The following is a 25788-nucleotide window of genomic DNA, read 5'->3' as shown; positions in this document are numbered from 1 at the left end:
GGAGTTTGACGCGTGGCAAAGAAATCATTGATCGCAAAGTCTGAAAGGACTCCAAAATTTAAGGTGCGTGCGTATCACCGGTGCAAATTGTGCGGGCGTTCACGCGGTTACTATCGGAAGTTTGGCCTCTGTCGTTTGTGCTTTCGTAAGCATGCCTCGGCTGGGTCGATTCCCGGTATCGTTAAAGCGAGCTGGTGAGGAAACACGATGAGCGTGACGGATCCTATTGCTGATATGCTGACGCGCATTCGTAATGCGCAACAGGTAAATAAGGCGAAAGTGCAGATGCCTGCTTCCAAGCTGAAACGCGCCATTGCGCGGGTCTTGGTGGAAGAGGGTTACATCTTAGATGTGAAAGAAGACGTATTAGACGGACATCCCGTTCTTAACCTAGCGTTAAAGTACTATGCGGGTGCGGGTGTCATTGTGGAGATTCGGCGAATAAGCCGGCCTGGTGTTCGCGTTTATCGTGGCGCCGAAGATTTACCACGTGTACGTGATGGCTTTGGCATCGCAATTATATCGACTTCTCAGGGAATCATGACCGATCGCGCGGCTCGTTCTGCGGGTATTGGTGGTGAAGTTCTCTGCGTCGTATCCTAAGGGGAGGACGAAAATGTCTCGTGTAGCGAAACAGCCAGTGCTTCTACCTAAGGGCGTCGAAGTTCATGTTGCAGAACAGCATCTGATAGTAAAAGGCCCTAAAGGACAGATTTCTGTTCCTTTCCACCCGGCTGTGGGATTGCAGCTAGATGCCGGTGTGGTGTCACTGACTTGGGCGGCAGAGCAAAATGCCCAGGCTGGAACAATGCGGGCAATACTGAATAATATGGTACAAGGTGTCTCACACGGCTTTGAACAAAAATTGGAAATTATCGGTGTGGGGTATCGGGCTCAGGCGAAAGGGAAGACACTCAGCCTGAGTCTCGGTTTTTCCCATCCGGTGGATTATCTAGTGCCTGACGATATTACCATCGAAACACCGACACAGACGGAAATCGTCATTCGGGGTATCGATAAGCAGAAAGTCGGTCAGATAGCTGCGGATATTCGTGCCTATCGTCCTCCGGAGCCCTACAAAGGTAAGGGCGTGCGCTACGCTGGTGAAAATGTCAGACGTAAAGAAGCGAAGAAAAAATAATGGTTGAGGCTTACTACTATGAATAAAAATTCGTCAAGGCTCCGTCGGGCACGTAAAACCCGGGCTCGCATCGCATCGCAAGCTAAACCGCGGCTGTGTGTTTTTCGTTCCGGCAAGCATATTTATGCTCAGGTGATTGATGATGGGCAGGGGAAGGTTCTCGCCCAAGCATCTAGCCTAGAGGGTGAACTCCGTACGCAAATGCCGCGCGGAGCAGATGTTGCGGCCGCTGCAACTATTGGACAACGGGTTGCAGCGAAGGCATTGGCTGTGGGCGTTAAGGAAGTGGCATTTGACCGGAGCGGATATCGTTACCATGGTCGGGTGAGAGCTTTGGCCGACGCTGCCCGTGAAGGCGGATTGTCGTTCTGATGGAGAGCTAAGATGGCACGGGAAAATCGCGATACGCAGTCCAACGATGGAATGCAGGAAAAACTTATTCACATCAACCGCGTTTCTAAGGTGGTCAAAGGCGGTCGTCAGTTCGGCTTTGCGGCGCTTATGGTGGTGGGCGATGGGGATGGTAAGGTCGGTTTCGGCCGCGGAAAAGCCAAGGAAGTCCCTGCGGGGATTCAAAAGGCTACTGATCAGGCGCGTCGGTTGATGACGAGTATACCTCTGATGAGAGGTGGCACGATTCCTTACCCGGTAGAGGGTCGCCATGGTGCAGCCCGCGTCATTCTGCGTCCGGCGCCGGAAGGTAGCGGCGTCATTGCCGGTGGTGCGATGCGTGCAGTTTGTGAGGCGGTAGGCCTACGGAATGTGGTAGCCAAGTCGCTCGGTTCCAATAACCCTATTAATGTCGTCCGCGCGACTTTTGATGCGTTTAATAAATTGGCCAGCCCCCAGGCTATCGCCATGAAACGTGGCAAGAGTCTGAAGGAAATTCGCGGCGGAGGAGGGCATGATGAGTAAGCATCTGCGTATCACGCTGGTAAAAAGTCTGATTGGAGTCGCCGAAAAGCAACGTCGGATTGTGGTGGGACTGGGCTTGCGCCACACAAATCATTCGGTAGAACGTCTGGATACCCCAGAGATTCGTGGAATGGTCAATAAAATACCCTATCTACTTCGGTGGGAAGATCTGTGATGAAACTAAATACGATTGCACCTGCAGAGGGTTCGAAAAAAGACCGTCGCCGTGTTGGACGTGGTATCGGAAGCGGTTTGGGTAAAACAGCCGGTCGTGGTCACAAAGGTCAGCATGCCCGCTCCGGTGGCTACCATAAGGTGGGTTTTGAAGGCGGTCAGATGCCTTTGCAAAGACGTATTCCTAAGCGTGGGTTCCGTAACGCATTAGGTGCCCGCGTCGTTGAGGTGGCGTTGTCCCAATTGGAGTCTGCGGCAATTGACGGCGTAGTAGATCTTGAAGGGTTGCTGCTTCGGCGCATCGTTCGCGGTTCGCCGGATTCGGTTAAGGTTATTTTAACTGGCGAAGTCACGCAGGCTTTGACTGTGCGTGGCCTGCGCGTAAGCGCGGGGGCCCGGGCGGCCATTGAGAACGCTGGCGGAAAGGTAGAAAGTTAATGGCCGGGTTACGTAGCATTGGCGGCGCCGCACAGGGTGCCGGAAAGATCAATGAGTTACGTAACCGCATTCTTTTTCTGCTGGGTGCACTTCTGGTTTTTCGTGTTGGGGCGCACATACCCGTGCCGGGAATTGATCCGGCGGCCATGGCGGCATTTTTTAACCAGCAGCGGGGAACTATCCTGGGCATGTTCAATATGTTCTCGGGGGGCGCACTCTCCCGCCTGACAGTGTTTGCTTTAGGGATTATGCCCTACATCAGCGCATCGATCATATTCCAGCTGGCAGGGTCAGTCTTTCCAAAGCTCGAAGAACTTAAAAAAGAAGGTGAGGCGGGGCGCCGTAAAATAACGGAGTACACGCGCTATGCTACGGTCGTGCTTGCGCTGATGCAAGGCTTGGGAATCGCCATCGCGATTGAGAAGATGCACGCCGGACATCTTCCTGTGGTGATTGATCCAGGTCCACTGTTTCTGTTCACGACAACAATTTCGCTTGCCTGCGGCACGGTCTTTTTGATGTGGATTGGAGAGCAAATTACGGAGCGGGGAATCGGTAACGGCATTTCTATGATCATCTTTGCCGGTATCGTTGCAGGCCTGCCAGACGCTATCGGGACGACTTTTGAGCTCACCAAAACCGGTCAGTTTCAGCCGTTATTCGTGGTAGCGCTCTTTATTCTTGCGCTGGGGGTAACCGGTTTTGTGGTATTTATGGAGAGTGCGCAGAGACGTATTCCCATCCAGTATGCCAAGCGCCAGGTTGGCCGTAAGATATATGGGGGTCAAAGCACGCATATGCCGCTCAAGGTGAACATGTCTGGCGTAATTCCACCAATCTTCGCGTCTAGCATCATTTTGTTGCCTGCGACATTATCGGGGTGGTTCGCTAGTGTGCCCGGGATGGGGTGGCTTGCGCGCTTTGGACAGGCGTTGAGTCCGGGGTCTGCACTTTACGTGGTTGTGTTTACCACTGCGATTGTATTTTTTGCTTTTTTCTACACGGCTATGGTGTTTAATCCTCGGGACACCGCAGATAATCTGAAAAAGTCTGGAGCCTTCGTGCCGGGTATCCGGCCTGGCGAGCATACGGCGAAATACATGGATCGTATTCTTACCCGGCTCACGCTTTGGGGCGCCATATATCTGACCTTGGTTTGCCTGCTGCCAGAGTTTCTCATTGTTCAGTACAACGTGCCATTTTATTTCGGTGGCACCAGTCTGCTGATTGTCGTCGTGGTGATGATGGATTTGATGGGCCAGATTCAGAGCCATCTGCTCACGCATCAGTACGAGGGATTGATTCGTAAAAACCCTCTCAGTGGACGGTGATGGTGGCAAAGCATTTGATTTTTCTTGGTGCCCCTGGCGTCGGTAAAGGTACTCAGGCTCAGCGACTCGCCAAGTTAATGGACTTGCCTCATGTGTCCACTGGTGATATGCTCCGCGCCTCTGTTCAGTCTGGTAGTGAGGTCGGGCTGTGTGCGGCGGCATTGATGGAGTCCGGCGCGCTGGTGGGTGATGAAATTATTATCCGTATCGTTGAGGAGCGGTTACTTCTTGAGGACGCGTCGGCCGGCGTTATTTTCGATGGGTTTCCTCGGACTATCCATCAGGCAGATGCGCTTGATAACTTACTAGCTGCACATGGCGATAAAATTGGCGCAGTGCTGCATTTAGATTTGGATGACGAAGAAATTGTCGCACGTCTCTCCGGACGGAGGGTGTGTTCGGAATGCGGGGCAATCTATCACATACGTTACCACACGCCCACGGTTTATGGGATCTGCGATCTCTGTGGGGGTGCGTTGTTGCAACGTGATGATGATCAGCCTGCAGTAATTCGTAAACGCTTGGCTGTTTATCAGGCGGAGACTGCGCCTTTGATCGCTTATTATCACGATCGACCTGCCTATCATCTGGTGAGTGGGGAGGGCGAAGCCGATGATGTGTTCTCTAGAATCGTGAAAGCGGTAGAGGTAGTAGGCTAAATGTCAAAAGAAGATACCCTGGAAATGCAGGGTGAGGTGATAGAGAATTTGCCAAGTGCGACATTCAAGGTGCGCTTGGAGAATGGTTATGTCGTTAATGCACATATTTCCGGGAAAATGCGGATGCATTATATTCGCATTTTACCCGGGGACAAGGTTACCGTAGAGATGACGCCTTATGATTTAACCAAGGGTCGCATCATTTATCGTGCCAAATAGGGGATAGTCATGAAGGTTCGTGCGTCGGTTAAGAAGCTTTGTCGTAACTGCAAAATTGTTCGTCGTAATGGCGTGGTTCGCGTGATTTGTGTTGAGCCCCGCCATAAGCAGCGCCAAGGTTAAGGCGGTAGGCGAAACTGTTTGGTCTGTGGGGTCAACCCACTCAGTCTCTTGGAGGAATTGCGGATGGCCCGCATCGCTGGTGTAAATATTCCGAACAATAAACAAATAGAAATTGCCTTGACGTATATTTATGGCATTGGTAGGACGCGTGCTCAGCATGTTTTGAGCGCTGCGGAAATCGCCTTTGATATGCGGGTCAAGGATATCAGCGAGCCTGAGTTGGAACGCATACGTTCAGAGGTTGCGAAGTTCCTGGTGGAGGGCGATTTACGCCGCGAAGTCACCATGAATATCAAACGTCTGATGGATTTGGGTTGTTATCGCGGTATACGGCATCGCCGCGGTCTCCCCGTTCACGGCCAACGGACAAAGACCAATGCGCGTACGCGCAAGGGTCCCGCTAAGTCCATTACGCGTTAAGCAGGAAGATCTAGCAATGGCGAAAACACAAGCGAATTCTCGTGTGCGAAAGAAGGTCAAGAAAAACGTTCTTGATGGTGTCGCGCACATTTATGCATCCTTCAACAACACGATTATCACGATCAGTGATCGTCAGGGTAACGTTTTAACCTGGGCCAGCTCGGGTGGGTCGGGGTTCCGTGGTTCACGTAAAAGTACACCATTCGCGGCACAGGTGGCGGCGGAAAACGCGGGCAAAAAAGCGCAGGAATATGGTGTGAAAAACCTGGATGTCGAAGTGCGGGGACCGGGGCCGGGTCGAGAGAGTACGGTGCGTGCACTTCATTCTATTGGCTTCCGTATTGCGAGCATTCGCGACGTGACGCCGATTCCCCATAACGGATGCCGTCCGCCTAAAAAGCGGCGTGTTTAATTTTTAGGTGGAGGTTATCTGTGGCTAAATATACGGGTCCGAGTTGCCGTTTATGTCGGCGCGAAGGTGGAAAATTATTTCTCAAAGGCGAGAAGTGCTTTTCTGATAAATGTCCAGTGAGTATACGAGCCTATGCCCCAGGGCAGCACGGTCAGCGACGCGGACGTGTCAGTGAGTACGGTGGTCAGTTACGTGAAAAACAAAAAATCCGTCGTATCTATGGCGTGCTGGAAGGACAGTTCCGTCGCTATTTCCAGCGTGCCAGCCAGACGCGGGGCGTTACCGGCGAGTTGTTGCTGCGTTTTCTGGAGTTGCGTCTCGACAATGTGGCCTATCGTTTAGGGTTCGGAGCATCTCGTGCTGAGGCGCGGCAGGTGGTTCGCCACGGTCATATTCTGGTGAATGGACGGCGTGTGGATATCCCATCTTATCAGGTTCGCGCCGGTGACGTGGTGAGTGTTGCAGAGGGTGCTCGGGCGCACATGCGTATTGTCTCTGCGGTAGAGGCTGCGGCTGGCCGTGGTTTCCCGGAATGGGTGAGTATGGACACTACCGAACTCAAGGGCACTATCAAAGCCGTACCGGTGCGAGAAGATATCGCACCGGATTTGAACGAACAGGTCGTCGTGGAGTTGTACTCTAAGTAAGACCGGGGGTTGAGGAACGCTTATGACTGAGGTAGGAGAGCTGTTGCGTCCGCAGGGCGTCGATGTGGAAGAAGTTTCAGCACACCGTGCGCGTATTGCCCTCGGACCCTTGGAGCGTGGCTTTGGTCACACCTTGGGGAGTGGGTTGCGCCGAGTGTTGTTATCGTCTCTCAAAGGTGCGGCGGTTACAGAGGTCGAGATTGAAGGGGTGTTGCACGAATATTCCAGCATCGAAGGGGTGCAGGAAGATGTTGTGGATATTCTGCTCAACTTGAAGATGTTGGCAGTGCGTGCGCATGGACGCGGAGACGCGGTGGTGACGCTGCGTAAGCGTGGTCCCGGTCAAATGACGGGTGCGGACATCGTGTCTGAGCACGGCATTGAGGTGGCCAATCCTGATCAGGTGATTGCCACTTTAACCCGCGACGTTGAACTGGTGCTTCATTTGCGTATTGACGAGGGCCGGGGCTATGACGCAGCGGCTACACGTCGGCAGAGTCATGAAAAGCGCATTGGCGTGATGGCTCTGGACGCGAGTTTCAGTCCCGTATTGCGCGTAAGCTACTTGGTGGAAAGTGCCCGGGTGGAGCAGCGGACTGATCTGGATCGTCTGATACTCGATGTCGAGACAAATGGCGTGGTCGACCCCATTTGGGCAGTGCAAGAGGCTTCCCGTATTTTCCGCAGTCAGCTCGGTGTGTTAGCTGGTGCGGAAACCAGGGAAATACCTGAGGTGTCGCTGGCGCAGACCAATGAGAGCCTTACACCATTGTTAGTTCGGCCGGTCGATGACCTGGAGCTTACGGTACGATCTGCGAACTGTTTGAAAGCTGAGGATATTTTTTACATCGGAGATTTGGTTCAGAAGTCGGAGCAGGAGCTTTTGAAGGCTCCGAATCTTGGACGCAAGTCTCTCAACGAGATAAAAGAAGTTTTAGTGGCGCATGGCCTTACGTTGGGGATGCGACTCGACAATTGGCCACCGGAAAATTTGCCACCGGTGCCTGGGCGGCCAGTTGATGCGGATTCTATCGGCAGTTAATGTTATAAATTTTGTAGAGGGAATGGGCTTATGCGTCATCGCAAAAGTGGTAAACAGTTAAATCGTAATAGTACTCATCGGCAAGCGATGTTTGCCAATATGATGGTGTCTTTATTTCATCATGAGCGAATTGTTACCACGTTGCCTAAGGCGAAAGAGCTGCGGCGTTTTGCGGAGCCGATGATCACGCTGGCGAAGGATGCGACCGTGGCCAGGCGGCGGCTGGCGTTTTCGCGTCTGCGTGATCGCCAGGCGGTGGTCAAGTTGTTTGATGATCTCGGTCCGCACTATCTGGCGCGTCCGGGTGGTTATCTGCGTATTGTTAAATACGGCTTTCGGGCTGGTGATAATGCGCCGTTGGCGATTGTTGAGCTTGTAGATCGGCAAGCAGCCACTGCTGAATAGTCAGAGATTGTTCTGAAAAAACCGGCCTGATACTTGAGGCCGGTTTTTTATTAACTATCTTCAGGATGGGGAAGTAGCAAGTTCATTTGTCGGCAGATAAACAGCATGTGGAGGCGCGGCGAAGCCGGGTTGTATCACAGAGGGATCCTGGCATATTTGCCTCTACTGACGTCCGGTGCTGCCAAAGCCTGCGACGCCCCGTTCGGTAGTGGTAAAGCTGGCCACCACCGTAATGTCAGGGCGAATAACCGGCACTAGCACCATTTGTGCTACGCGCTCGCCGGGTTCAATGACCATCTCTGCAGTGCCGCGATTCCACAGAGAAATTTTCAGTGGCCCCTGATAATCCGCATCAATGAGGCCGACCAGATTACCCAGGACCAGGCCGCGATGGCCGAGACCAGAGCGCGGCAGTAACAGTGCCGTAACCTGCGGGTCGCCAATATGCATGGCAAACCCGGCGGAGACGAGTTCCGTCTGCCCGGGAGCCAGTTGCAGCGGGGCGTCCAGGCAGGCGCGTAGGTCCATGCCGGCGGCGTCGGCGCTGGCATAATGGGGGAGGGGCCATTTCTGCCCGAGGCGTGGATCAAGGATGCGAATTTGCAGACTATTCATCAAGGTCTTCGGACTCCGTACCGGAAAGTGAGAAAAAGGCGCTGAGGTGACGCACCAGATGACGCGCAATATCTATTTTGCTGCAACGGGGGATGTGCAGTACCCGCTCGCCTTGCAGAATATTGCAGGCATTGTCGATAGCACCTATTCCTACGTCGGCAGAAGTAATATCGTTGACTACGATGACGTTCGCCCCCTTGCGCTGCGCCTTGGCACTTGCTGCGGCGAGGTGGTCGCGGGTCTCGGCGGCAAAAGCGACAATATAGCGTGGTCGCCGAGGGTCCTGATGGACCGTGCTGACGATATCGGGATTGATGCTGAGAGGCAAAGGGTTTGCGATATCCGTTTTGCCTAGTTTATGCGCGCTGAACTGACTCGGCCTGTGGTCGGCGACGGCGGCATTGGCGATGAAGATATCCGTGGGCTTGTCCAGTGCCTGCAGGCAGGCCGCGAGCATGTCCTGTGCAGAGAGAACATCCTGGCGGCTTACTCCCGGCGGCGTTTGCTCATGGGTAGGGCCGGTAATCAGCAATACATTCGCCCCCGCTTCCGCGCAGGCCTGGGCGAGGGCAAAACCCTGGCGGCCACTGGCGCGATTGCTCAGACCGCGAGCGGGGTCGATTGCCTCCCAGGTCGGCCCGGCAGTAATGAGGACACGTTGCCCGCGCAGGGTTTTCTCGGCCAGAGCAAGACGTAGTTCACCCACCATGCGCTCTGGTGCCAACAGTCGTCCGGCACCTTCCTCACCGCAGGCGAGGCTGCCGCTGTCCGGACCCAAAAAGTGGGCGCCATCCGCCAGCAACTGGGCAACATTGCGCTGCGTCGCAGGGTGTGTCCACATGGCACTGTTCATCGCGGGCGCGAGAAAGAGCGGTGCACGGTTGGCGAGAACAACGGTACTGAGCAGGTCACTGGCCAAACCTTGGGCGAGACGGGCCATTCCATTGGCGGAGATGGGTGCGATTAAGAGGGCGTCGGCCCAGCGTGCCAGGCGGATGTGGTCCATGGCTGCCTCTTCGGCGGCGGCAAAGAGGTCGCTACGCACAGGCTCCCCACTCACGGCCTGCAAAGTCAGCGGCGTTACAAACTGTGTAGCGCCCCGTGTCATGACCACGCGCAACTCTGCTCCGGCCTGGCGCAGGGCGCGCACGATCTCCGGGCTTTTGTAGGCGGCAATGCTGCCGCCCACACCCAGAAGAATTCGTTTGCCAGCGAGGGGCTCTGTCGTGTTGAATACGCTTTCCATCATCACATTCCTAGTGTAAGGGAAGGAGGGAGCGTATGGCTATCACTGATTGGCCGGCGGACGAACGTCCGCGGGAAAGACTGTTGCAAAAGGGGGCGGAGACTCTGTCGGATGCGGAGTTGCTGGCGATTTTTCTGCGGGTGGGCGTGGTGGGCAAAAGCGCGGTGGATTTGGCCAGGGACTTGTTGCAAAACTTTGGCAGTCTGCGGGCATTACTCACCGCGTCTCATCATGACTTTTGTGCGCATAAAGGGCTCGGAGACGCCAAATATGCACTCTTGCAGGCGGTGCTGGAAATGAGTAAGCGCCATCTCGCCGAGGAATGGCAGCGAGGAGACAGTCTTGATTCGCCGCAGCGGGTGCGACAGTATCTGTCTGCCATTTTGCGCGACCGCTGCCGTGAGGTTTTTGCTGTGATCTTTCTGGATAACCGCCATCGGGTGCTGCGCTTTGAGGAGATGTTCCTGGGGACCATTGACGGCGCTACCGTGCACATTCGCGAGGTTCTGAAGCGCGCTCTGGAGTTGAATGCCGCGGCGCTCATCGTTGCGCACAATCATCCATCCGGCGTGGCGGAACCCAGTGCGGCAGATCTTTCTCTGACGCGGCGTCTGGATCAGGCCATGCAACTGGTTGATCTGCGCTTGCTGGATCACTTCATTGTCGGCGACGGCGAACCATTGTCCCTGCGTGAACAGGGGGGCTGGTGAAAAAAAACAGCGCACTCTGGCGGCGTGCTTGCAAAAGGGCATGGGCTGTGGATTGTTGCCCGTGAAGAAGCCAGTTGTTGGTAGTCGTGGTGGGTGTGACCTTCTGTATTGGATCCAGGCACCGTACATCTGGGAGGTGGTATTTTGCTCCTGTCGCTGATCTGGTGGTAAACCCGGAATATCACCCGCTGGTAATGCGTGCGAAGGATTATGGCGCGGCGGCGGTGCTGGTGTTGAGTATCGTCGCGGTATTGATTGCCGCACTGTTGTTGTGGCGACGCTTTCATACGGGGTTTTGAACTTTGCGCGGACCACAACGCTGGGAGTTGTTGGCTTTATTGCTGTTCGGCCTGGGGGTGGCAGCACTGCTCTGGCTTTACGCTGGTGATTTTCTGGCGGGTGTGCTCTTGCATCGGATGGCGCTGTTGGATACCCGGTGGGAGGCGGAGATTCTGCAGTCCAGGGACCCTGTCTGGCAGCCGTTCTGGGCCGGGGTGACCCGGCTCGGCGGGCCAGATTTTCTGCCCTGGCTGGTGGCGCTGATGGCGGCTGCCTGCTTCGCTGCATGGCGTTTTTTCGATGGCCTTCTGTTGGTTTCAGGTACGGCAGTATTCGCAGCGCTCGTTCAGTTGGTAAAAGTAACTACGGCACATGCCCGGCCTCCGACTGCGACAGAAATGCCGTCGCCTGCGTTTCCGAGCGGGCACGTGAGCCTCAGTGTGGTGGTCTATGGCCTTTTGGCCCTGTACCTCCTTGCTACGGTGCGGCATCGCGGCCTGCGTCTGACGATGGTGACATTGCTTGCGGCATTGGTCGCAGCCATCTCCTGGAGCAGCCTGATTCTGGGGGTGCATTGGCCTAGTGATGTATTTGGGGCGTGGTTGCTGTCCGGATTATGGTTGGGCCTGCTCTGGGTGGCTTGGCAAACTTATCGCTATCGGCATCCACGATACGTACTGACCGGTGCGCAACAGATTTGGAGCAGAGTGGCCTTGGGATTACTGAGTATCGCTGGACTGACCGTGATGGGGTACGTATTGTCATTCCAATGAAGCCTGCGCGCATCATATCGGTACCTGCAATTTTACCCAGGCTGCAGATACGGCTTATAATGGAACGAGGTGGTGGGTAAGGGGTTATGGCTGGAGTTGTTGCTCTTTACGGTGTTAAAAGATTTGCTTCCGGTATGCGGAAGTTCTGGGGGAAATATGAGCATCAGCGCAGGAGTAACCATCATTGCCATTGTCATGATCATTATTTTATTGATCATTGCAGTGACGGCGGCTGTGCTGGTACGGACCCACCTACGTCTAGAAAGACTATTGGCCAGAGTTGAGCAGGATGTTGGGCCGCTGATGTTTGATATTAAGGTGGCCCTGGCGGACCTCAAACATATCACCCAGACTGGGCGTGCACAGATGGGACGGATGGATTCCACGCTCAAATATTTGAGTCAGGAGATTATGGACACGACGGATACCCTGGTTCAGCCGATTCACGAGTTGGGGTTGTGGTACCGCGCGCTGCGCACAGGATGGCGTTATTTTTTCCGGAAACATTAGCTGGAAACAGCGAGGAGAACACAATGAAGAACGCGGAAGGCTTTGTTATCGGAGTGCTGGTCGGTGCAGTCGGTGCCCTGTTGTTGGCCCCGGCCAGTGGCGCAGAGACGCGCCAGGAGCTGCGTCGCGCCATGGATAAGGGACGGGATCGCTTGCGTAACATGGAGTCGCTGGCCGAAGAACGTATCGGCGTACTCATTGATGAAATCCAGGAGAAAACCGCACGCCTGATGGATGCGGGTGGTGATTTAGTTGAGTCCAAACGCCAGGATCTGCTGGAGGCTATTCAGGTGGCCAAGCGAGCGTTGGCAGAGGAGCGGGATATTCTGACCCGGGCCAGCCGGGCGCGCCGTATTGAGGCACAGGAAAGCGATATCTAAGAACACTTGATATGGCCCTGTGACTTTTTATGGTGTAATCAATCATTTCATGGCGCGGCGCTGGACTGGGACGACTATGATGGGCGGGCCGAATTTTTTAAGGAGATATACATGGCTGATAAATTGTTGATGGTTATGGTGAACACTGATCCATCCAACCCCCAGGAGTTGGGCGCGCCTTTCTTTCAGGCGACGGTGGCTGCCGCGATGGATTTTGAGGTCGAAGTGGTGCTGACCGCCCGCGCTGGCGAGCTGGCCAAGAAGGGTGTTGCTGAGAAAATGTTTGTGATGCCGGGCAGCCCCAAGAGCGTTTATGATTTTATCAAGGATGCCCACGAGGCGGGCGTAAAGTTCTTTGTCTGCACTCCAACCCTTGAGTTATGGGAATGCACCAAGGAAGATTTGATTCCCGAAATCCAGGATATTGTCGGTGGTGCTTATGTCATTGAGCAGGCCATGGACGACAACGTGGTTACCTTTACTTACTAATAATGCCATTATGACACCCACCCATTTAGGACCCGCTGAGCATCTGTTTAGCGCGGAAGAGGTGGAGACGGCCATCCAGCGGATGGCCGTTGCCATTAATAAGGACCTGGAGCATCTGACGCCGCATCGTCCGGTGGTGTTGCTTTGCGTGCTGGCAGGTGCCGTTGTGGTAGTCGGTCAACTGATGCCTCACCTGCATTTCCCTTTGGTGCTCGACTGTGTACAAGTCGGTCGCTACGGTGCGGAAACCAGTGGTGGTGCCTTGCAGTGGCGTACGCGCCCCAAAGAACCACTGGCAGGTGCTGTGGTTTTGCTGGTGGACGATATCCTTGATGAGGGTATCACCCTGCAAGCTTTGCAGGAATACTGCATGGCGGAGGGCGCTGCTGCCATTCATACGGCGGTGATGGTGCGGAAAGTCCGTCCTCGCGCGGCTGATGTGCAGGTGGACTATGTGGGGCTGGAAGTGCCGGACCTCTTTGTGTTCGGTTACGGGTTGGATGCCCGCGGCTTGGGGCGGAATGCACCGGGTATTTTTGTTTTGCCGGAGGACGGCTGATGGGTGTGGTGGGCATTATTGGTGGCAGCGGTCTGACCCGGCTCAAAAATTTGCAGATTCGCAACCGTCGGGTGATCCGCACCCCCTTTGGTGAGACCTCTGGCCCGCTGACTTTCGGCCAGCTCGGTGGACAGGAGGTGGTGTTTATTGCCCGCCACGGTTATGGGCACACCATTCCTCCGCACCGGGTCAATTATCGCGCCAATATCTGGGCACTGCACCATGTGGGGGTGACCCATGTTATTGCGGTGGCGGCGGTGGGCGGAATCTCTGCAGCTATGCAGTCAGGCGTTATTTGTCTACCTGATCAGCTGATTGATTACACCAGCGGGCGTCCCGGCACCTTCTTTGAAGGTGGGGAAAGCATGGTGGTGCATATCGACTTTTCTCAGCCCTATTGTCAGGGGGTACGTGAGCGCCTGCTGCAGGCGGCGGGATCTGCGGATATCGCGGTTATTGACGGCGCCACCTATGCGGCTACCCAGGGACCGCGCCTGGAAACCATCGCCGAAATTCGCCGTATCGAAAGGGACGGTGGAGATGTGGTGGGGATGACCGGGGCTCCGGAAGCGGTACTGGCCCGGGAAATTGGTCTGTGCTACGCGCCCTTGTCGCTGGTGGTCAATCCGGCGGCGGGCAAGTCGGCGGAGCCGATTACCATGGAAGCCATTGATGCCGTCATGCACGAGGGAATGGGGCGGGTGCGAAAAGTGCTGGAAAACGCCGTGCCGTTGCTCGCGGACTGTCGGCAGTGCAGTTGTACCACTTCTGTGGGACCGGAAGCCCTCAAGCATTTGCATAACAAAAAGTAACCCAATGGCGCGCGTCTATGGCATCCTCTGCTGCCGGCACATTGCGGAAGCCGTCAGCGCATGGTGACGAATTCCTCGGAGCTGGTGGGATGGATGGCAATGGTGTCATCAAAATCCTGTTTGGTCGCGCCCATGCGCAGGGCTACCGCAAAACCCTGAAGCATTTCGTCCACACCGTCACCGATGGCATGCAGGCCAACAATCTTTTCCTCCCGGCCCACCGTGACCAGCTTCATCGCGGTTTTTTCCGGTTCCACCGAAAAGGCGCGGAGCAGCGGGGTGAAGGCCGTCTGGTAGATTTTGACCGCTTCTTCTCCATATTGTTTCTGGGCGGCTGCCTCGCTGAGCCCGATGGTCGCGATGGGGGGATGACTGAAGATCACTGTGGGTACCAGATGGGTATCGAGATGACGCTCTGTCTGGGCGTCGAAGAGGCGGTCGGCGAGACGACGGCCAGCGGCGATGGCGACGGGCGTGAGTGCAGGGCCGGCGGTGACATCGCCAACCGCATAGATGCCGGATGCCTGGGTATTCTGGAAAGCATTCACGGGGATAAAACCTTGCGGGTCAGCGGCAATGTTCGCGAGCTCCAGGCCAAGGTCGGCGCTGTTCGGGCGGCGACCGATAGCCCAGATGATGGCATCCAGCCCACCGAGGCAGTCACCATCCTGAAAGTGCAGGCACAAGCCATCGGCGCGTTTTTCCACTTCCCGGACCTGGCGTTGGGCAAGGAGACTGATACCTTGATGGAGCATGGCATCCATGAGATTTTCGCGTAGCATCGGCTCGAAATCGTTAAGGAAATGCTTGCGACGCATAACCAGAGAAACGTCGCTGCCGAGAGCGTTGAGTACCCCTGCGAGCTCCACCGCGATGTAACCTGCGCCGACCACGGCAACACAGCGCGGTACCTTTTCGAGGGTAAAAAACCCGTCTGAGGTGATGCCCAGTTCGGCACCCGGAATGTCGGGCCAGACCGGCTGTCCGCCCGTGGCAATCAGAATATGCTCGGCTTCTAGTGTATTGTCATCCACACGGACCTGATGCGCGCCGGAGAAACGGGCATGCCCGCGAATCAAGGTAACGCCATTACCATTCAGGCCCTGGGCATAGCGGCCATTGAGTCGCCCGATGTAGGCGTCGCGCTGCTGCTTCAGGAGTTCCCAGTGGAAACGGAGTGCTACGGCATCAAAGCCGTATTCTTCCGCCATTTTCATCTGTCCGGCAAGGTGGGCGGCATTCCAGAAGATTTTTTTGGGGACGCAGCCTGCATTCACGCAGGTGCCGCCCAATGGACCGGCGGCGACCAGCGCGGTGCTTGCTCCATAGCGGGCGGCGCGGTTGGCCATGGCGATGCCGCCGCTGCCCCCGCCGATGACAATGAGATCATAGGATTGCGTCATGGCATCTCTCTTTTGCTAGGGATTAAACGAAACAAAAGGGCCGACGTCGCGGCGGCTGTTTGCTCGCGTCGACAACGGCCCGGAGTGTGTCCGTCCTTGTTCCTACTATACGCTTACTTTTCGCCGAAGTATTTCTCCAGGTCGTCAGCGCCGCCAATGTGTTTGCCGCCGACAAAGACTTGCGGCACGGTGGAGCGTCCGCTCACCGCGCGAATGGTGCGCGAGCTGACACCGGTGCCTATACCGGTCCTGATCTCCTCGAAGGCCATGCCATGCGCCTTCAAGAGCGCCTTGGCGCGGGCACAGTGCGGGCAGCCCTCACGGGTGAAGAGGGTGATGAACTCTGGGTCGCGTGCTTCGGGGTTGAGGTAGTGGAGCATAGTGTCGGCATCAGAAACCTCGAAGGGATCACCGGGCTTGTCGGGCTCGATAAACATCTTGTCGATGACACCGTTCCTTACCAGCATGGAGTAGCGCCAAGAGCGTTTGCCGAAGCCGAGTTCGCTCTTGTCCACGAGCATGCCCATGCCTTCCGTGAATTCGCCATTGCCATCGGGAATCAGATGGATGTTTTCGACCGCCAGATCCTTGGCCCAGGCTTCCATGACAAAGGCGTCATTCACGGATACGCAGAGAACGTCATCGACGCCATTTTCACGAAAGGTCGGCGCGAGTTCGTTGTAGCGGGGCAGATGGCTGGATGAGCAGGTCGGGGTATAGGCGCCGGGTAGAGAAAATACGACGACGGTTTTGCCCTTGAAAAGATCGTCGGTACTGACGTCGCGCCACTGGTTGTTGTCGCGGGTGTGGAATACGACTTGGGGAATGCTTTGGCCTTCGATGCTGGTGAGTTTCATCTTCGTCTCCTGTTTGCGCTACAGTTGCGGTACGATTGCCGGTACCCGATGTGCGTGGGGGAGTCTTACCGCACATGGGATGATTGTAGACAAAGTCTAAAATAAAATCAAGTATCAAATTGGGCGGCTGGAACATACAGATCAGGCGGTGCTCCAGCCCAAGTAGGCGGCCGCGGTGTCGAGACCCCCATAGCGAATCTGGAAATCCGCCTGAGCGCGAATGACCGCCCTGGCATGGTAGGCGATGCCGACTCCCGCCCGGCGAATCATGGGCAGATCGTTGGCGCCGTCGCCGATGGCGATGCAATGGCCGGCATCGGTGCCTAAGCCGGCGGCCAGCAGATCGAGGATATCGGCTTTGGCGGCGGCATCGATGATGTCACCGAGCACCTGGCCGGTGATCTGTCCGTCGATGATCTCCAGGGTATTGGCGAAGGCGTAATCGAGGTCCAGTGTTTCCTGAAGATGTCGGGCAAATTGCGTGAAACCACCAGAAACAACACCGACCTCGACGCCCTGCGCCTTGGCTGCAGCGACCAACTCGCGGGCTCCAGGGCTGAGGGAGAGCCGTTCGCGGATGATTGCGTCGATGGTGTCCGCGGGTGTGCCAGCGAGCAGACGCACCCGTTCGCGCAGGGAGCTCTGGAAATCCAGTTCGCCGGCCATGGAGCGTTCGGTGAGGGCGGCGACCTGGCGCTTGAGACCGAGATAAGCGGCCATTTCGTCGATACACTCGATACTGATGAGGGTCGAATCCATATCGGTCAGGAGGAGGCGAAAATGACCCCGGTCCCAGAGACTGGTCACGGCGGCATCGAGAGAAATTCCCTCCAGGGCTTCGATGAGGCAATGGTTGGCCGCGCCCAGCGGGCCATCGGGTCCGTGCAGAATGAGGGCCAAATCGTCTCCCTGACCATGCAGTATGCGACCGGGAATAAAATTTTGCAGATGCAGGGTAGTGAGTGCCCGGCGCAGTGCTTCGGGTTGCCCCACGCCATGCAGCACCAGACGCACGCTGCTGCTGGCGCTGCTCATCGGTGCCCAGATGACTTCCCGCCCCTGATGCAGTGCCTGCCGCGAGAGTTCATCCAGAAACGGCGCGATCTCGCCCACGGTGACCGGCAGTTCCCAGCTTTGCAGCCAGCAGTCCCAGACCTCCTGGTGGCTTTCTACTTGGGCCACCAATTGCCCCATGCTGGCCGGGAGCTGCATGGGGCCGTGTGCGGCGGGGCTGAGAATGGCGAGGCGTGTGCTGCTCATGGCTAGATCCTTAGTTGGTCAATGAGTTGCAATAATTCCTGACAGCGCGCTTCACCATCGGGTAGGTCGCGGCGAATGCGCAGGCGGTGCTCGCCGTCCAGTTGGTAGATACTGTGGGGCTGCTGGATGAGCTGGATGATTTTTTCAGGGGCCACCTGATTTTCGGCGGCAAATTGCAGACGGGCACCGGCAGGACCCGCGTCGATCTGGGCGATGCCGATCTGGAGGGCGCTCAAGCGCAACCGAGTCTGGCAGAACAGGGTGCGGGTCGGCGCAGGAATGGGTCCGAAGCGGTCGATCATCTCCACCATGATCTCACCAATGGCGGCATCACTGCGCACGTCACTGAGGCGTTTATAAAGTTGCAGGCGCAAGTGCACGTCGGGCAGGTAGTCACCGGGTATCAACGCAGGCGTGTTGAGATGGATTTCCGGGCCACTGGCACGCTGTTCTTCCAGGCTGCGGGGATCATGTCCGGCACGAATGGCCTCCACCGCATCGTTCAGCCATTCCATAAAGAGGGTGAAACCCACTTCATCCATGTGCCCGCTTTGCTCCTCGCCGAGCAACTCGCCCGCCCCGCGGATTTCCAGATCGTGGCTGGCCAGGGCAAAGCCGACGCCGAGATCTTCCAGGGACTGGATGGCATCGAGGCGGCGCCGGGCATCGTCGCTCATGGCGCGCGGGTCCGGAGTGAACAGATAGGCGTAGGCGCGCTGGTGCGAGCGACCCACCCGGCCACGCAACTGATGGAGCTGGGCCAGACCGAATTTGTCGGCGCGGTTGATGAGGATGGTGTTGGCATGGGGATTGTCGATACCTGACTCGATAATGGTGGTGCTGAGGAGGATGTCGAAGCGCTGATGGTAAAAGTCCAGCATCACTGCTTCCAGCTCGCCCTCGGGCATCTGGCCATGGGCCACGCGCAGGCGCGCTTCCGGTAACAGGCGGCGCAGAGTGGTGGCCATGCGCTCAATGTCGCGCACCTCATTATGCAGAAAATACACCTGACCGCCGCGATGCAGCTCGCGCTGGCAGGCTTCGATCACCGTCGCATCATCCCAGATCTGCACAAAGGTGCGTACCGGCTGGCGGCGCTGGGGTGGCGTGGCGATGATGGATAAGTCACGCAGGCCGGCCAGCGAGAGATTCAGGGTGCGCGGGATAGGGGTGGCGGTCAGCGTGAGAATATCCACCTCGGCGCGCAGGGCCTTGATCCGTTCCTTCTGGCGTACCCCGAAGCGATGCTCCTCATCCAGAATCAGCAGGCCCAGGTCGTGGAAGGCGACATCCTTTTGCAGCAGGCGATGGGTGCCGATGAGGATGTCCACCTCCCCGGCGGCCACGGCGGCGAGCACCTGCTTGTGCGTTTTGGCACTCTGGAAACGGGAGAGCACTTCCACCCGCAGGGGCAGTCCGGCGCAGCGGTCCCGGAAGTTCTCGTAATGCTGTTGGGCGAGCAGGGTAGTGGGCACCAGCACTGCCACCTGCGCACCACTGTGCGCCGCCAGAAAGGCCGCGCGGAGTGCCACCTCCGTTTTGCCGAAGCCCACATCGCCGCAGACCAGGCGGTCCATGGGGTGGGGACTGGTCATGTCGGCAATGACCGCGTCAATGGTCTGCTGCTGATCTGGGGTTTCCTCAAAGGGGAAGCGGGACACGAATTCCCAGTAGGCGTCATCGGGTGCGGGAAAAGCCCGACCGGTGCGCGCCGCGCGGCGCGCATAGATATCCAGCAGTTCGCTGGCGGCATCGATGGCCTTTTGCCGCGCCTTGGCCTTGGCCTTTTCCCAGTGATTGCTGCCCAGGCGGGAGAGTACCGGTTCCGTCGCACCGTTACCCACATAGCGCGCAATACGATCCAGATGATCCGCCGGGACGTAGACGAGATCGCCGTTGGCGTACTCCAGGACCACGTATTCATTGATGTCGCCCTGCGCGGCAAAGGGCGTGGCCAAGCCCTGAAAACGGCCGATGCCGTATTCCTCATGGGTAACGGCGTCACCCGCCTGTAAATCGCCGAGATCGCGGACCAAGCCTTCAATGCTGCGCTGCCGGGCGTTAGTGCTGCGCCGCTGGGCAAAGACGCGATCACCAAAAATTTGCGCCTCGGAGACCAGCGCCAGTCTGACCAAGCCATTTTCCTTGATGAGCAAGCCGCGTTCCAGGGGCGCCACGGTGATGGCGATCCGTTCCGTACCAGCCAGAAACTCCGGCCAGTCATGGACGCGGACAGGAAGCAGACCCGCTTTGCCGAGGCGTTCTGAGAGAGCCTCCTGGCGGCCCGGCGATTCGGCGGCGAGGATGACCCGACCTGCTGTTGGCAGGTGGCGCAGAAAAGTGTCGAGCGCGGCCAGCGGCGCTTCTGGATGGCCATGGAGATCGGGGAGGGGGGCGGTCGGCAGACGTTCCGCGTCGCCTTCCTGTTGTCCATGCACCAGCGCCTGGCTATGCAAAGCGTCTTCCCATTCAGTGGGGGTCAGAAGCAATTCGTCCGGGGGCAGTATGGGATACGCGGTATCGTGGGCGCGTTCCTCGTGGCGTTCCTGCCAGTCCTGGCGGATATGCCGGGCGGAGGCCTCCAGGCCGGGGGGCAAAAAGATGATACCGTCTTTGGGAAAGTGCATCAGCAGATGACTGCTCTCGGGAAAGAAGAGCGGGAGATAATGTTCGGCGCCTTGGGGTACTTGTCCGCGACTGGCCGCCCGGTATATCTCGGCACGTTGTGGGTCACCGCTGAAGCGGGCGCGGAACTGGCTGCGAAATTCCTGCAGCGCGGCAGCGTCCACCGGCACTTCCCGCGCCGGGAGCAGAGAGACCCGCTCGACCTTTTGCAGGGTACGCTGGGTTTCCGGGTCGAAGGCACGGATGCTCTCCACTACTCTATCGAAGAGTTCAATGCGGTAGGGCAGGGGGCTGCCACTGGGAAAGAGATCAATGATCCCGCCGCGCCAGGCCAATTCGCCGGCCTCCGAAACCTCACTGACATTGCGATAGCCGGCATCGATCAGACGTTGACGGAAACCCTCTGGATTGAGGTGGTCGCCCACGGCGAGGACAAAAGCGTGCTGGTCGAGGAAGCTGCGTGGCGGTAGGCGCTGCAGGACGGCGGACAGTGGGGCGAGGCACACGCCACGCCATTCCGGCAGCGCCGCCAGGGTGGTCAGACGGGTGGCCGTGGCATCCGCCGGAGGCGCCAGGCGATCATAGGGAAGGATTTCGCGGTCTGGGAAAATCAGCGGCGCTGGTAAGTCTGGTGCGAAAAAATGCCATTCGCGCCGCCATTCTTCCACGTCGCGGGTGTTCGGCAGCAGAATCAGTAGCGGGCGCTGCCACTGCCGCGCCATCTGCGCCGCCAGCCAGCTATCCGCAGCACCGTAAATTTGACTAAATGCGCGTGCCGCCCCGGCGCGCGGCGGGGTGCCGAGAGAAAGACTGCGATCCAAGAATGTCTGATCTTATGTGGGGACTCTGAAGGGTCCTAGTGTAAAGGGGTGCTGTGGAAACTGCAAAACGGGATACCGAGCGACAATCTAATTCTCGCCCTGTGCCCCCTGTCGGTTGCCACCAAAGCATAAGGTCCCTCTCCCGGCCCAGAATCTGAGGGCGCGCACCAGTCGCAATGAACGTTAATCTGAGATAACCTTGAGACGAAGTGGGCAGGGCATCGTTTAATGTGATGGGCGACCGCCGTAGGATCGGCAAAATGGGGGCTCAGATCACACTGAGCAGTGGCCAAGTGCCAAGTGGATGCACAGACAGGTAACTACCTGTCAAGGTCATAGATCACAATAACAAAAGGAAAAAGTAAAGGATGGGCCGATTGCTTTCGGTGATCAACCGCTATTTGCCGCTACTTTTCTTAATGGTTTTGGTTTTAGCGATCGCCAAAGCGTTCCATCTTTACTGGCCGTTTATTCAATCACGCCTAGTCGCCTTTGTCGCGCATCTGAACCTGCTGGTGCGTTATGGCGTCTGGGTTGTCGTGTTGTTGTTATTCATAGGTCTTGGGGTGTTGGCGGTGTTGAGTCTGATGTCTCATGCCGGACGATTACCGCAATCCATATCGCGGAGGAGATGGATCATGGATATTCTAGATCGCCTGACCAATCGTGTGGCCCTGGAAGAACGCCTCAGCACCAACGCGGATGCGACCTTTATTGATGCGGATGCCCTCTCCCATGCACTCAAATCAAAAGTGATCGGCCAGGATGCTATTTGTGACGATCTGGCGGCGCAGATTCGCCGTCGTTTGGCGCTCCAGCAGCGTGGGAAGCCTGTCGGGATATTTCTGTTCGCGGGGAATCCGGGAACGGGTAAAACATACATGGGCAAGCGCCTGGCAACGGAGCTGGGGCGGAAACTTCTTCATATTGATATGACACAATTTTCCAGGGGGATGGCGGGGACGGCCTTGTTCGGGTCTCCCAGGGGGTACGTGGGATCAGACAATTACGGCAAGCTCACCAGTGGCCTGCGTGACAGCCCGGATGCTGTCGTGTTGCTGGACGAAATTGAGAAGGCCGATCCGGAAATCCATAAAAAATTTCTCACGGCGTGGAACGACGGGTTTATCACAGAGGCTTCTGATGGCAAACAGATATCTACCACAAGAGCCATTTTTGTGTTGACCACCAATGCCGCTATTGATGTCTTGGAGGATATTCGCCAGCAGTACTCCCAAGCGCCTGACGAGATGCGCAGAGCCTCCACGAATACCTTGAAGGAATCAGGATTTGCGCCGGAGGTGCTCAGTCGGATTGACCGGATTTTTGTTTTCTCCCGGTTGACGGGTTTGGATGTAGCCCGTGTTACCGCGTTGGAAATAGAACGGATGATCGAAGGTTATGGACTGCAGGTAGCAGATCAGGGAATCGATCCGGAAATTCTGTATCGGTTAATGGAGCGTCAGGAGAAACTGGCCGACACGGCTTCTTCCCGTGATCTCATGCGTGCTATCGAAGAATCCATTGCCGACTCTTTGATAGCGGCTAAACAACAGGGGGCCAGATGTGTGGCATTGATAGAAGGCCAAGGCGTTGTTTTCGCTAGGCCGGTAGCGTGTCCAGAGTGAAATAACCATGATAGACGGACCCCGCCCGCAAAAATCGCTGAAAAGCAGTTTCAGTCATCTGTGGCGACAGGCTCCATTATGGCGATGGACGCTCATAGGTGCCGGACTGTTTGCATCGGTGACTTTTATTTATCCTCCGTGGCAGTGGGGAGCAGCGACTCCGTCCGCAAGGGCCCCGATGACCAGCCAGAATGCCCAGCATGTTGCCGCGGCGCAGCCTCAATCATCTGCAGCGCTGTCGCCGCCGCAACCCATCGTCTCCAACAAGTTACCAGAACCCGTTGTGCACACCGCCGCGCCAGCACAGGTCAGGGTCGAACCGCAGCCTGTTCTGAAGCCGCTTCGTCCGCAGGCACAGACACCATCAGTACCACCCTCGCCGTTGGTGCCGCGCCAGGGAATGATAAGCAGCCAACTCTTTGAGGCTGACCAGAATTGTAATGACAATGGACCAATGCGGGTGCGCTTGAATGTGCCACCTCCAGTATCCGGGAGAGTCGTTGGTTTTCTTCCGCCAGCTATCGCCAGAAATCTTATTACGCGCTCTGAGCAGTTGGCTAATGGAAAAATCGATCCTGAATATACGGATAATCTTAGGGCGGTAGTACACCCATCTGGTGCGCCTTACGGGGTACGCACCACCGCTATTGTTCCGCCGCAGATGAATGTTTATGTTGGTGAGCAGATATCATTTGTTGGTGGACATGCATCTCCACAATCTGCCTGTCGCTACATTCCAAATCTGATTTCAAAAGAAGACAAATAAGGAGGTTCACATGGAGCGCGTCTGGGTGGTAATCCCGGCAGGAGGACGGGGACAGCGCTTCGGTGCTGTGCAGGCCAAGCAGTACGTTCTGCTGCGCGGCCGTCCCGTCATTGCCCACACCCTGGCGGCCTTCCTTCGGGAGCCGCGCGTTGCCGGCATTCAGTTGGTTCTGCCGGGCGAGGATATTGCGACAGGAGCCTGGCGGGAGTTACTGGGACCCATGCAGGAGCCGTTCCTGCCCCCTGTCGTCGGCGGTGCTCTGCGTGCGGATTCAGTACGCCTCGGTCTGGAGGCCCTGCTGCGGCAGGGGGCAGTGGTGTCCGACTGGGTGCTGGTGCATGATGCCGCTCGGCCCTGTCTGCGTCGCGAAGACCTGTTACTTTTGCTCGACAGTCTGGCGCATTCGCCCCAGGGTGCTCTTCTCGCCGTACCGGTTGCCGATACGCTGAAGCGTGCTGAGGATGACCATTCCTTGGGCACTGTAGATCGTGAGGGGTTGTGGCGTGCTCTCACACCACAGGCATTTCCCATCGGCGCCCTGCTGGCTGCTCTGGAAGCGGCGCGCGGACAGAATCTGCAGATCACCGATGAGTCCTCGGCGATGGAATGGCAGGGCTGGCGCCCCCGTTTGATTCACGGGCATGGTGACAATATCAAGGTCACCCTGCAGGATGATCTCGTGCTGGCAGCCGCCGTTCTTGCCGCTCGTGATGAAGAAGAGTAACCCCATGCAATTGCGTATTGGTCATGGCTTTGACGTACATGCGTTGGTGACGGCTAGACCCCTTGTTCTCGGCGGTGTGACGGTCCCCTACAAACTTGGCCTTGCCGGCCACTCCGATGCTGATGTGCTCCTTCACGCCATCTGCGATGCGCTGCTGGGGGCGGCCGCCCTGGGCGACATCGGTCGCCATTTTCCCGACACCGACGTCCGTTTCGCCGGCGTAGATTCCCGGCTCCTGCTCCGGCATTGTCACCAGTTGGTTCAGGAGAAAGGTTTTTCGGTAGGCAATGTGGACGCGACCATCGTCTGTCAGCGTCCCAAATTGGTAACTCATATCCCACAGATGCGCGCCCATATTGCCTCTGACCTCGTCGTGGAGCTCGATGCGGTCAATATCAAAGCGACTACTACCGAGCAATTGGGCTATACCGGTCGGGGTGAAGGCATTGCCGCCCACGCCGTCGTTTTGATTCAGCATGTCTGAAAGTCCGCCGCGCATCTATCCCGCAGAGGGCGGTCTGCTCGGTGCCGAATTGCGACAGACTCCGGAAGACTTTCAGGTCACGGAACTGCTGCCCTTTGCCGCATCCGGTTTGGGCGCCCACCACTGGCTGGTGGTAGAGAAGCGCGGCCTCAATACCCAGGATGTGGCCAACCGCCTGGCGCGCTGCGCGGGGGTGGCGGTCCGTGATGTGGGCTTTGCCGGTCTCAAGGATCGCCATGCCGTTACCCGGCAGAGTTTTACGGTGCCGGCTACGCCGGGTCCTGATCCGGACTGGACTAGCCTGGAAGATGACAGCCTGCGTTTTCAGCAGATCGGTCGCCATGACCGTAAATTGCGTCGGGGCGTGTTACGTGGCAATCACTTCCAGCTCATTCTGCGCGCCACCACGGGAGAGCACAGTCTCTGGGACGCCCGTCTGCAAGGTCTCGCGCAAGGTGGGTTCCCCAACTATTTTGGCGCCCAGCGCTTCGGGCACCGTAATTTGCAGGCGGCCGCGCGACTGTTATCCGGGCAGCCGATGCGGGTAGACCGCCATCGGCGCGGCCTGCTCTGGTCCGCTGCCCGCTCCGCCCTGTTCAATCTGGTCCTTGCGGAGCGGGTGCGGCAAGCTAACTGGACGGAGATTCTGCCGGGTGAAGTCGTGCAACTGGCGGGCTCGCACAGCATTTTTCTGGCGGAGGACGATGATCTGACGGATCTGCAGGTGCGCGCCGCCGACTGGGACCTGCATCCTACCGGCCCTCTGCCGGGCCGTGGTGGGTTGGCGCCGACTGCCGCCGCCGCGGCGCTAGAGATATTGGCCCTGAGTGCCGGACCCATTATCGTTGGTGCAGCAGGCGATGGCCTGCACTGGGCACAACGCCTTGCGGAACAGGGACTGGATGCCGCCCGGCGTCCCTT

Annotated in this window: 35 protein-coding genes; 29 read left to right on the top strand and 6 right to left on the bottom strand. The window is 57.2% G+C overall.

Annotated features, from left to right (window positions below; all coding sequences use genetic code 11):
* The first annotated feature begins 12 nt into the window (after positions 1 to 12).
* The 16 genes from M7F93_RS05040 to rplQ all read left to right on the top strand — a co-directional run bounded on the left by M7F93_RS05040 (position 13) and on the right by rplQ (position 7926).
* Positions 13 to 198, top strand: a complete 186-nt coding sequence (locus M7F93_RS05040) for a type Z 30S ribosomal protein S14 (protein WP_012536091.1) — start codon at positions 13 to 15, stop codon at positions 196 to 198.
* A 9-nt stretch (positions 199 to 207) separates the two neighbouring features.
* A complete protein-coding gene (gene rpsH, locus M7F93_RS05035) occupies positions 208 to 603 on the top strand; it encodes a 30S ribosomal protein S8 (protein ID WP_298170061.1) in 396 nt (131 codons plus the stop codon).
* A gap of 13 nt (positions 604 to 616) precedes the next feature.
* Positions 617 to 1141: a 50S ribosomal protein L6 gene (gene rplF, locus M7F93_RS05030; RefSeq protein WP_298170058.1), complete on the top strand. Its 525-nt coding sequence runs from the start codon at positions 617 to 619 to the stop codon at positions 1139 to 1141.
* A gap of 18 nt (positions 1142 to 1159) precedes the next feature.
* Entirely contained in the window at positions 1160 to 1513 is a 354-nt protein-coding gene (gene rplR, locus M7F93_RS05025) for a 50S ribosomal protein L18 (RefSeq protein ID WP_298170055.1), read from the top strand.
* Positions 1514 to 1525: 12 nt separating this feature from the next.
* Positions 1526 to 2056, top strand: coding sequence for a 30S ribosomal protein S5 (gene rpsE, locus M7F93_RS05020; protein WP_298170052.1), 531 nt, complete (start codon positions 1526 to 1528; stop codon positions 2054 to 2056).
* Positions 2049 to 2231, top strand: coding sequence for a 50S ribosomal protein L30 (gene rpmD / locus M7F93_RS05015; RefSeq protein ID WP_298170104.1), 183 nt, complete (start codon positions 2049 to 2051; stop codon positions 2229 to 2231). The genes rpsE and rpmD overlap by 8 nt, the downstream gene beginning before the upstream one ends.
* Positions 2231 to 2668: a 50S ribosomal protein L15 gene (gene rplO / locus M7F93_RS05010; RefSeq protein WP_298170049.1), complete on the top strand. Its 438-nt coding sequence runs from the start codon at positions 2231 to 2233 to the stop codon at positions 2666 to 2668. Before rpmD ends, rplO begins: the two co-directional genes overlap by 1 nt.
* Entirely contained in the window at positions 2668 to 3999 is a 1332-nt protein-coding gene (secY, locus tag M7F93_RS05005) for a preprotein translocase subunit SecY (protein WP_298170046.1), read from the top strand. Before rplO ends, secY begins: the two co-directional genes overlap by 1 nt.
* Positions 3999 to 4658: an adenylate kinase gene (locus M7F93_RS05000; protein ID WP_298170043.1), complete on the top strand. Its 660-nt coding sequence runs from the start codon at positions 3999 to 4001 to the stop codon at positions 4656 to 4658. Before secY ends, M7F93_RS05000 begins: the two co-directional genes overlap by 1 nt.
* Positions 4659 to 4877 (top strand): translation initiation factor IF-1, encoded by a 219-nt coding sequence (gene infA / locus M7F93_RS04995; protein ID WP_010639668.1) that lies wholly within the window; start codon positions 4659 to 4661, stop codon positions 4875 to 4877.
* A gap of 9 nt (positions 4878 to 4886) precedes the next feature.
* Positions 4887 to 5000 (top strand): 50S ribosomal protein L36, encoded by a 114-nt coding sequence (gene rpmJ / locus M7F93_RS04990; RefSeq protein WP_009568281.1) that lies wholly within the window; start codon positions 4887 to 4889, stop codon positions 4998 to 5000.
* A 63-nt stretch (positions 5001 to 5063) separates the two neighbouring features.
* Positions 5064 to 5420 carry a 30S ribosomal protein S13 gene (rpsM, locus tag M7F93_RS04985; RefSeq protein WP_298170033.1) on the top strand — a complete coding sequence of 119 codons (357 nt, stop codon included), beginning with the start codon at positions 5064 to 5066 and terminating at the stop codon, positions 5418 to 5420.
* A 16-nt stretch (positions 5421 to 5436) separates the two neighbouring features.
* Complete coding sequence (rpsK, locus tag M7F93_RS04980) at positions 5437 to 5832, top strand: 30S ribosomal protein S11 (RefSeq protein WP_291510128.1); 396 nt, start codon at positions 5437 to 5439, stop codon at positions 5830 to 5832.
* 20 nt (positions 5833 to 5852) lie between these two features.
* Positions 5853 to 6479: a 30S ribosomal protein S4 gene (rpsD, locus tag M7F93_RS04975; protein WP_291523296.1), complete on the top strand. Its 627-nt coding sequence runs from the start codon at positions 5853 to 5855 to the stop codon at positions 6477 to 6479.
* Between the two features lie 22 nt (positions 6480 to 6501).
* A complete protein-coding gene (locus tag M7F93_RS04970) occupies positions 6502 to 7521 on the top strand; it encodes a DNA-directed RNA polymerase subunit alpha (RefSeq protein ID WP_298170022.1) in 1020 nt (339 codons plus the stop codon).
* Positions 7522 to 7551: 30 nt separating this feature from the next.
* Positions 7552 to 7926, top strand: coding sequence for a 50S ribosomal protein L17 (gene rplQ / locus M7F93_RS04965; RefSeq protein ID WP_298170019.1), 375 nt, complete (start codon positions 7552 to 7554; stop codon positions 7924 to 7926).
* 162 nt (positions 7927 to 8088) lie between these two features.
* Here rplQ and dut read toward each other — a convergent pair whose 3' ends face one another.
* Together dut and coaBC are read right to left on the bottom strand one after the other, a co-directional pair.
* On the bottom strand, positions 8089 to 8541 hold the full coding sequence (gene dut / locus M7F93_RS04960) for a dUTP diphosphatase (RefSeq protein WP_366144695.1): 453 nt from the start codon (positions 8539 to 8541) through the stop codon (positions 8089 to 8091).
* Complete coding sequence (gene coaBC / locus M7F93_RS04955) at positions 8534 to 9790, bottom strand: bifunctional phosphopantothenoylcysteine decarboxylase/phosphopantothenate--cysteine ligase CoaBC (RefSeq protein WP_298170013.1); 1257 nt, start codon at positions 9788 to 9790, stop codon at positions 8534 to 8536. Before coaBC ends, dut begins: the two co-directional genes overlap by 8 nt.
* A 32-nt stretch (positions 9791 to 9822) precedes the next feature.
* Between coaBC and radC the strand changes: the two genes are divergently transcribed.
* From radC to M7F93_RS04915, 8 genes are all read left to right on the top strand, one after another.
* On the top strand, positions 9823 to 10497 hold the full coding sequence (radC, locus tag M7F93_RS04950; protein ID WP_298170010.1) for a RadC family protein: 675 nt from the start codon (positions 9823 to 9825) through the stop codon (positions 10495 to 10497).
* A gap of 164 nt (positions 10498 to 10661) precedes the next feature.
* Entirely contained in the window at positions 10662 to 10796 is a 135-nt protein-coding gene (locus M7F93_RS04945; protein WP_298170007.1) for a diacylglycerol kinase, read from the top strand.
* A gap of 3 nt (positions 10797 to 10799) precedes the next feature.
* Complete coding sequence (locus tag M7F93_RS04940; RefSeq protein WP_298170004.1) at positions 10800 to 11549, top strand: phosphatase PAP2 family protein; 750 nt, start codon at positions 10800 to 10802, stop codon at positions 11547 to 11549.
* Positions 11550 to 11705: 156 nt separating this feature from the next.
* Complete coding sequence (locus tag M7F93_RS04935) at positions 11706 to 12059, top strand: hypothetical protein (RefSeq protein ID WP_298170000.1); 354 nt, start codon at positions 11706 to 11708, stop codon at positions 12057 to 12059.
* 23 nt (positions 12060 to 12082) lie between these two features.
* Positions 12083 to 12439, top strand: coding sequence for a YtxH domain-containing protein (locus tag M7F93_RS04930; RefSeq protein WP_298169997.1), 357 nt, complete (start codon positions 12083 to 12085; stop codon positions 12437 to 12439).
* 111 nt (positions 12440 to 12550) lie between these two features.
* Entirely contained in the window at positions 12551 to 12928 is a 378-nt protein-coding gene (locus M7F93_RS04925) for a DsrE family protein (protein WP_215876893.1), read from the top strand.
* 10 nt (positions 12929 to 12938) lie between these two features.
* Complete coding sequence (locus M7F93_RS04920) at positions 12939 to 13487, top strand: hypoxanthine-guanine phosphoribosyltransferase (protein ID WP_298169994.1); 549 nt, start codon at positions 12939 to 12941, stop codon at positions 13485 to 13487.
* Positions 13487 to 14299 (top strand): S-methyl-5'-thioinosine phosphorylase, encoded by an 813-nt coding sequence (locus M7F93_RS04915; RefSeq protein WP_298169991.1) that lies wholly within the window; start codon positions 13487 to 13489, stop codon positions 14297 to 14299. The genes M7F93_RS04920 and M7F93_RS04915 overlap by 1 nt, the downstream gene beginning before the upstream one ends.
* A 53-nt stretch (positions 14300 to 14352) precedes the next feature.
* On the opposite strand, the gene gorA is transcribed toward M7F93_RS04915, so the two are convergent.
* From gorA to mfd, 4 genes are all read right to left on the bottom strand, one after another.
* The gene (gene gorA, locus M7F93_RS04910; RefSeq protein WP_298169988.1) at positions 14353 to 15702 is read right to left on the bottom strand and encodes a glutathione-disulfide reductase; all 1350 of its coding nucleotides are present in this window, start codon (positions 15700 to 15702) and stop codon (positions 14353 to 14355) included.
* Positions 15703 to 15815: 113 nt separating this feature from the next.
* A complete protein-coding gene (locus M7F93_RS04905) occupies positions 15816 to 16559 on the bottom strand; it encodes a glutathione peroxidase (protein WP_298169985.1) in 744 nt (247 codons plus the stop codon).
* Between the two features lie 141 nt (positions 16560 to 16700).
* The gene (gene serB / locus M7F93_RS04900) at positions 16701 to 17819 is read right to left on the bottom strand and encodes a phosphoserine phosphatase SerB (RefSeq protein WP_298169982.1); all 1119 of its coding nucleotides are present in this window, start codon (positions 17817 to 17819) and stop codon (positions 16701 to 16703) included.
* Positions 17820 to 17821: 2 nt separating this feature from the next.
* Entirely contained in the window at positions 17822 to 21265 is a 3444-nt protein-coding gene (gene mfd / locus M7F93_RS04895; RefSeq protein ID WP_298169979.1) for a transcription-repair coupling factor, read from the bottom strand.
* Positions 21266 to 21633: 368 nt separating this feature from the next.
* On the opposite strand from mfd, the gene M7F93_RS04890 reads away from it, so the two are divergent.
* The 5 genes from M7F93_RS04890 to truD form a co-directional block, all read left to right on the top strand.
* Entirely contained in the window at positions 21634 to 22893 is a 1260-nt protein-coding gene (locus M7F93_RS04890) for an AAA family ATPase (RefSeq protein ID WP_298169974.1), read from the top strand.
* A 178-nt stretch (positions 22894 to 23071) separates the two neighbouring features.
* Positions 23072 to 23659: a hypothetical protein gene (locus M7F93_RS04885; RefSeq protein ID WP_298169970.1), complete on the top strand. Its 588-nt coding sequence runs from the start codon at positions 23072 to 23074 to the stop codon at positions 23657 to 23659.
* Positions 23660 to 23669: 10 nt separating this feature from the next.
* Positions 23670 to 24383, top strand: a complete 714-nt coding sequence (gene ispD / locus M7F93_RS04880) for a 2-C-methyl-D-erythritol 4-phosphate cytidylyltransferase (protein ID WP_298169967.1) — start codon at positions 23670 to 23672, stop codon at positions 24381 to 24383.
* Between the two features lie 4 nt (positions 24384 to 24387).
* Complete coding sequence (ispF, locus tag M7F93_RS04875; protein WP_298169964.1) at positions 24388 to 24867, top strand: 2-C-methyl-D-erythritol 2,4-cyclodiphosphate synthase; 480 nt, start codon at positions 24388 to 24390, stop codon at positions 24865 to 24867.
* Positions 24860 to 25788, top strand: a 929-nt coding sequence (truD, locus tag M7F93_RS04870; protein ID WP_298169960.1) for a tRNA pseudouridine(13) synthase TruD, incomplete at its 3' end; no start/stop codon positions are given. The genes ispF and truD, both read left to right, overlap by 8 nt.

Source organism: Acidithiobacillus sp., from assembly GCF_027322205.1.
GTDB lineage: Bacteria > Pseudomonadota > Gammaproteobacteria > Acidithiobacillales > Acidithiobacillaceae > Acidithiobacillus.
The sequence above is the reverse complement of the archived record's forward strand: the minus strand, read 5'-3'. Positions and strand labels throughout refer to the sequence as shown.

Coding starts and splice junctions, on each gene's coding strand:
- rpsH (WP_298170061.1), top strand. CDS start 208: ATGAGCGTGACGGATCCTATTGCTGATATGCTGACGCGCATTCGTAAT.
- rplF (WP_298170058.1), top strand. CDS start 617: ATGTCTCGTGTAGCGAAACAGCCAGTGCTTCTACCTAAGGGCGTCGAA.
- rplR (WP_298170055.1), top strand. CDS start 1,160: ATGAATAAAAATTCGTCAAGGCTCCGTCGGGCACGTAAAACCCGGGCT.
- rpsE (WP_298170052.1), top strand. CDS start 1,526: ATGGCACGGGAAAATCGCGATACGCAGTCCAACGATGGAATGCAGGAA.
- rpmD (WP_298170104.1), top strand. CDS start 2,049: ATGAGTAAGCATCTGCGTATCACGCTGGTAAAAAGTCTGATTGGAGTC.
- rplO (WP_298170049.1), top strand. CDS start 2,231: ATGAAACTAAATACGATTGCACCTGCAGAGGGTTCGAAAAAAGACCGT.
- secY (WP_298170046.1), top strand. CDS start 2,668: ATGGCCGGGTTACGTAGCATTGGCGGCGCCGCACAGGGTGCCGGAAAG.
- M7F93_RS05000 (WP_298170043.1), top strand. CDS start 3,999: ATGGTGGCAAAGCATTTGATTTTTCTTGGTGCCCCTGGCGTCGGTAAA.
- infA (WP_010639668.1), top strand. CDS start 4,659: ATGTCAAAAGAAGATACCCTGGAAATGCAGGGTGAGGTGATAGAGAAT.
- rpmJ (WP_009568281.1), top strand. CDS start 4,887: ATGAAGGTTCGTGCGTCGGTTAAGAAGCTTTGTCGTAACTGCAAAATT.
- rpsM (WP_298170033.1), top strand. CDS start 5,064: ATGGCCCGCATCGCTGGTGTAAATATTCCGAACAATAAACAAATAGAA.
- rpsK (WP_291510128.1), top strand. CDS start 5,437: ATGGCGAAAACACAAGCGAATTCTCGTGTGCGAAAGAAGGTCAAGAAA.
- M7F93_RS04970 (WP_298170022.1), top strand. CDS start 6,502: ATGACTGAGGTAGGAGAGCTGTTGCGTCCGCAGGGCGTCGATGTGGAA.
- rplQ (WP_298170019.1), top strand. CDS start 7,552: ATGCGTCATCGCAAAAGTGGTAAACAGTTAAATCGTAATAGTACTCAT.
- dut (WP_366144695.1), bottom strand. CDS start 8,541: ATGAATAGTCTGCAAATTCGCATCCTTGATCCACGCCTCGGGCAGAAA.
- coaBC (WP_298170013.1), bottom strand. CDS start 9,790: ATGATGGAAAGCGTATTCAACACGACAGAGCCCCTCGCTGGCAAACGA.
- radC (WP_298170010.1), top strand. CDS start 9,823: ATGGCTATCACTGATTGGCCGGCGGACGAACGTCCGCGGGAAAGACTG.
- M7F93_RS04935 (WP_298170000.1), top strand. CDS start 11,706: ATGAGCATCAGCGCAGGAGTAACCATCATTGCCATTGTCATGATCATT.
- M7F93_RS04930 (WP_298169997.1), top strand. CDS start 12,083: ATGAAGAACGCGGAAGGCTTTGTTATCGGAGTGCTGGTCGGTGCAGTC.
- M7F93_RS04925 (WP_215876893.1), top strand. CDS start 12,551: ATGGCTGATAAATTGTTGATGGTTATGGTGAACACTGATCCATCCAAC.
- M7F93_RS04920 (WP_298169994.1), top strand. CDS start 12,939: ATGACACCCACCCATTTAGGACCCGCTGAGCATCTGTTTAGCGCGGAA.
- M7F93_RS04915 (WP_298169991.1), top strand. CDS start 13,487: ATGGGTGTGGTGGGCATTATTGGTGGCAGCGGTCTGACCCGGCTCAAA.
- gorA (WP_298169988.1), bottom strand. CDS start 15,702: ATGACGCAATCCTATGATCTCATTGTCATCGGCGGGGGCAGCGGCGGC.
- M7F93_RS04905 (WP_298169985.1), bottom strand. CDS start 16,559: ATGAAACTCACCAGCATCGAAGGCCAAAGCATTCCCCAAGTCGTATTC.
- serB (WP_298169982.1), bottom strand. CDS start 17,819: ATGAGCAGCACACGCCTCGCCATTCTCAGCCCCGCCGCACACGGCCCC.
- M7F93_RS04890 (WP_298169974.1), top strand. CDS start 21,634: ATGGGCCGATTGCTTTCGGTGATCAACCGCTATTTGCCGCTACTTTTC.
- M7F93_RS04885 (WP_298169970.1), top strand. CDS start 23,072: ATGACCAGCCAGAATGCCCAGCATGTTGCCGCGGCGCAGCCTCAATCA.
- ispD (WP_298169967.1), top strand. CDS start 23,670: ATGGAGCGCGTCTGGGTGGTAATCCCGGCAGGAGGACGGGGACAGCGC.
- ispF (WP_298169964.1), top strand. CDS start 24,388: ATGCAATTGCGTATTGGTCATGGCTTTGACGTACATGCGTTGGTGACG.